Origin of the sequence: Haematobacter massiliensis, from assembly GCF_000740795.1 — a bacterium.
Lineage (GTDB): Bacteria > Pseudomonadota > Alphaproteobacteria > Rhodobacterales > Rhodobacteraceae > Haematobacter > Haematobacter massiliensis.
On the sequence record NZ_JGYG01000033.1, the window covers coordinates 1 to 4,135 of the forward strand.

Here is a 4,135-nt window from a genome sequence, read left to right on the forward strand (position 1 = left end):
CGCCGTCAACGATTACGAACTCGGGCCGCCTGAGGCCCCGCGCGTCCAGGTCGGCAAGGAAGCTGCCCCAGGCAGCCGTGCTTTCGCCGCCCATGTTCCTGATCGAGAGGAGCACCTTTTGTCCGTCGCGGCGGATGCCGATCGCCGCCAGCACCGAGATGTTGGTGGCCTTGCGGTCCAGCCGGGTCTTGATGACGGTGCCGTCGAGGATGAGCCGCACGATATCCTCCTCGGCCAGGTCGCGGGTGGACCAGGCGTCCCAGTCGACCTTCACCTTGCGCCAGGCCCGGCTGACCACGTCCTTGCTCACCGCCCCCTCGAACAGTCCGAACAGCGCCCGCTTGACCCGGCGCGTGTTGGTGCCGGCCAGGTAGACCGCCGCGATCAGGGCCTCGGCCTTCTTCGTCAGCCGCCTGTAGCGGGGCAGTGCCTTCGATCGCCATTCGGTGATCTTGCCGGCTTCGTTCTCGATCCGAGCACGAGGAACCCGCACCGTCTCGGTGCCGAATGTGCCGGTCAGCTGCCGATCGCGGTGCCCGTGGCGGTAGCCCCTGGCCCGCTCATTGCCGCGGCCGTAACGAAGCCAACCAAGAAAGGCGGCAAGTTCCTCTTCGAACATGGCTTCAATGGTGGCCCGGACATTCGCCCGCAGGCGATCCTCGATCGGATCATACCCGCCTGCGTCGGGCAGCGGCGAAAAGGACGAGCTATCGGTATTCTGCTTCATGGCGTGATCTCCCTGGCGGTTGCCGCCGCCGGTTGGGTGGGTGTTGGTTCACCCGGAGATTACGCCGCCAGACAATTTCTACCACTTCCGAGACACGACCGAGCGGGAAGGGCGGAAAGCTGTCTTGTGGCGGTGCGGCACCGCCATCGCAGCGACAGCCAGACAGCGGACACTCATACGGGCTGCCATGGTCAACCGGGCTGAAACCGCCTGACGGGCGGAAAGCGGCCTGTCGGCAATTCCGCGTGATGACAGCTGCCACTCTGGCACAGAGCATGCTCAAACGGGGCGAAGCAACGCCCTGCCCGACGCTCCGAGCAGGCGGCAAGCCGCCTGGCAACGGTGGAGGTCTTCAGCCTATCAGGATTTGAGCCCGCCACCTGCTATCCGCTAATCTATCTCGGCGAGGTGCCGAGAACGACCTGCTTGGGAAACTGCGATGAACGATCCTACTCACTTCCTGAACATACTCATGCGAATGTCGTCATCGAACAAGGTGCCTTTCCGCCACGATGAGATGAAGCCCCGATCCTTCAACCATGTAACGAACTCGAGGTTCACTTCGCTGCCTTCAATCTTCGGCGTTGAGAAACCCGGTTTGATGTCGGGAAGTGGATCAGGCAGTGAACGCAGGATATCTCTCACTTGCTGATCATCGAACATCCTTTGAAGCATGTTGAACAAAGTTATCTGTGTGGAAAGAGGCTGGGAGTTGACGATGACCGCACGTGCGGCGTCGACTCCGAGGTTGTCGATCTTCACGCCAGTTCGAGCGAGTATTCTGCCAACGATGGCCGCGCGGGACGATATGTCAGCCAGCAGGCTAAGATCCATCTTTTGAATTATCTTCAGCCTGTTTTCATCGCCAATGTCCGCTTCCAACAGATTCTGCCGGAAGTCGTCGGCTAGATCGCACTCGCCTTCAGCCTCGAAGAACTCTGCAATGTTCCTTGTTACGAATGCGATGCCTAATGTTGGATCGTCGCTGAGATGCAAAAGGTTGGTCGCGGAGAAGGTTATGGTATTCTGCTCGACCAGTATCTTGGTCTTTGCTGCACTGAGCTGCTGCGGGAAGACTTTGAACCGTCTCGGAAGCACTTTGACATAGGCCGAATATGTTTCCTCGCTCAATGCGTCGTTCTCTAGGATGAACTTGCGCAATGGTGCCGCCCGATCTCCGTCCGGAACTTGGTGGTCGGCAAGCGCACGCAAGGTGGCCGGTCTGTTCAAGAACGACGTGAGTACTTCCGCATCGTAGTTGCTGCTGCCAATAAACGCTAAGCAGTTTACCCAAGTCGCCTCGATCTTTGCTATCCGAAAAAGCGTGGCGTGGAGACCATCGGGGACTTGATCCAAGGTTGGGACCGATGTCGACTGCATCTCGAGGAATTCTGCAATGGATTCAACTTCCACGTCGGCCCGGCCGATGACGCGTTGAATGGTCGAAATGCTCTCACGGCAATTGTTCGGCAGACGAAGCAGGACGTTCCGAAGATACTCGCCGAAACGGCCATCGATCTTGGCTAGAAGCGGCGCGCTTCCGGACTCGAGTACCAACGTGTAGTTTTGCTCGCCTGACCGATCAACTTCCCTGATACCGAGGACGACTCGGAATATGAAATTCAGGTTGTCGATGGAAAGCTCATAGAGACCGCCGTCGAACAGGACCCTTATGACGCCCGGGTAAGCCTCCACGGCGGCTAGGTCGGTCGCTTCGACGTCGAGCGGTTGCAGTCGTTCGGCTGGGACATCGACCCCCTGCGCCAAGATGTCAGCCAACCTCTCTGAGACGAAGTTTGATATGGCCGGGTGCCTGCCGGCAAGACCCTTCAGGTCCGCATTCGACATGTGGCTCATGATGTGCGCAACATGCATCAGGTTTGCGGGACTGGTCAGTGCCGCCGCGACGAACCCAGGCCACGTCCTCGCCATTCCAGAAATGAGAGCCGCGACCGCCGTGCCTCTGGCGTAGTAGCTTGACAGGAATGTCTCGCAGCCCGCGAAATCGGTCGCGATGAAGTTGAGCAGACGCTTTTTCTGCATCCCATACGAAGAGGGATCCGCAAGCAGGCAGTCGACGATCGTCACGTTGAGAACGTAGGTTCGGCTGAAATCCTCGTCGCGCATCGCGGCGATGACCTCCTTCGGATTGTCTATCTGAAAGTTGGGATCTGGAGTTCTGAAACCGCGAATGTGGATCAGAAACTTGTTATCGCTGGGAGATAGACGCCCTGAATGGAAAAGGGATGTGTACTGGTAGTACGTGTCATCCAGATAACCCTCCAGAACCAAGAAGCGAGCCAGATCGGCGCCGTCTCCAAATTCGTCGAACAGCCCATCGACTTCATCTGAATTTTCTCGAATGACTTCGTTGAATTTAGTCATTCGCAAGTTGCCTAATTTGGCCCTCAGTTCGCGAATTTGCTTGAGTGAAGAGTCTCTAAATTCCGCAGACTTCTTTTCAACGTCCTCTTTGCGCTGTTGGAAGGTTCTATGGGGATCAACCTTCGCCTGTAAATTGCCTACTTGGAGGTGATGCTGGTGACCGTGTATTGAAGTGGTTAACAGTTGGCTCGCTCCCATTATTGCTTCAAGACGCTCATCGTTAGCAAGGTTGCTCAGAGAAATCATGGCACTATGATTGAGGCCAACACGGCTGTGTCCCTCGGGAACCATCTCTACGATGGCCATCGCATAGCTCCGGCGCAACTCGGTCAGATCGTTCGGCAGCTGCTTTTCACCTTGATCGACAAGCGTCTCGAGGCGAGATATCTCGACTTTGCATCGGGACTCGCTCGTCGCGATGTATCGATCATGACTTCGAAGAACCCCTGCCAGATGCCCCTTTCCGCGATGAAGGTTCTCGAAATCGCTTGGGAACACGTTCTTGTATATCAAGACCGCCAACAGCTTGTTGACGTCTAGGCTGGTTTCGTTCTCGGTTTCGAGATTGGCGACGTAGATAGCATACTCATTAAAAATATTCTGTATGAGCCTGAGGTCGTTCAGATATCGCGAAACCTCCCGCAGGAACCGCTGATCGAACCTATCGTCCAGGGAGAGCCGCTTGCCCTGCTCCAGCAATTTGTCGATAGAATTCGAGCTATTGATGATAGGGATGACTGGAATAATGAATTCGAAGAACTTGGTCCTATCCGTGTTCACGAACATATCGTCGCGAAGGGCGTAGAGAAACCGGATGTGTCGCTTGCCGCGCAGATTGGCGTTCACCAGGCTATTGATTTCACGCAGCGTGACGAATATTTCAGCGTTGTTAAATCTATCTAAGTCCTCGATGACGACAAGATCATATTGCGTAGACTGGAAGAAGTATATGATCTCGTCTAAATGGCGATTAAGGGTAAGCGGCGTCTGAACCCACATTTCCCAAGTAAGGCGCTGATTTCG

At 56.0% G+C, this 4,135-nt stretch carries 2 protein-coding genes; both read right to left on the reverse strand.

Annotated elements, in window-relative coordinates; all coding sequences use genetic code 11:
- On the reverse strand, nt 1-727 hold a 727-nt coding region (locus CN97_RS19560), incomplete at its 3' end, for a transposase (RefSeq protein ID WP_211253718.1).
- 453 nt (nt 728-1,180) lie between these two features.
- Nucleotides 1,181-4,135 (reverse strand): YobI family P-loop NTPase (locus CN97_RS21040; protein ID WP_169743208.1); only part of this gene is annotated, 2,955 nt, incomplete at its 5' end.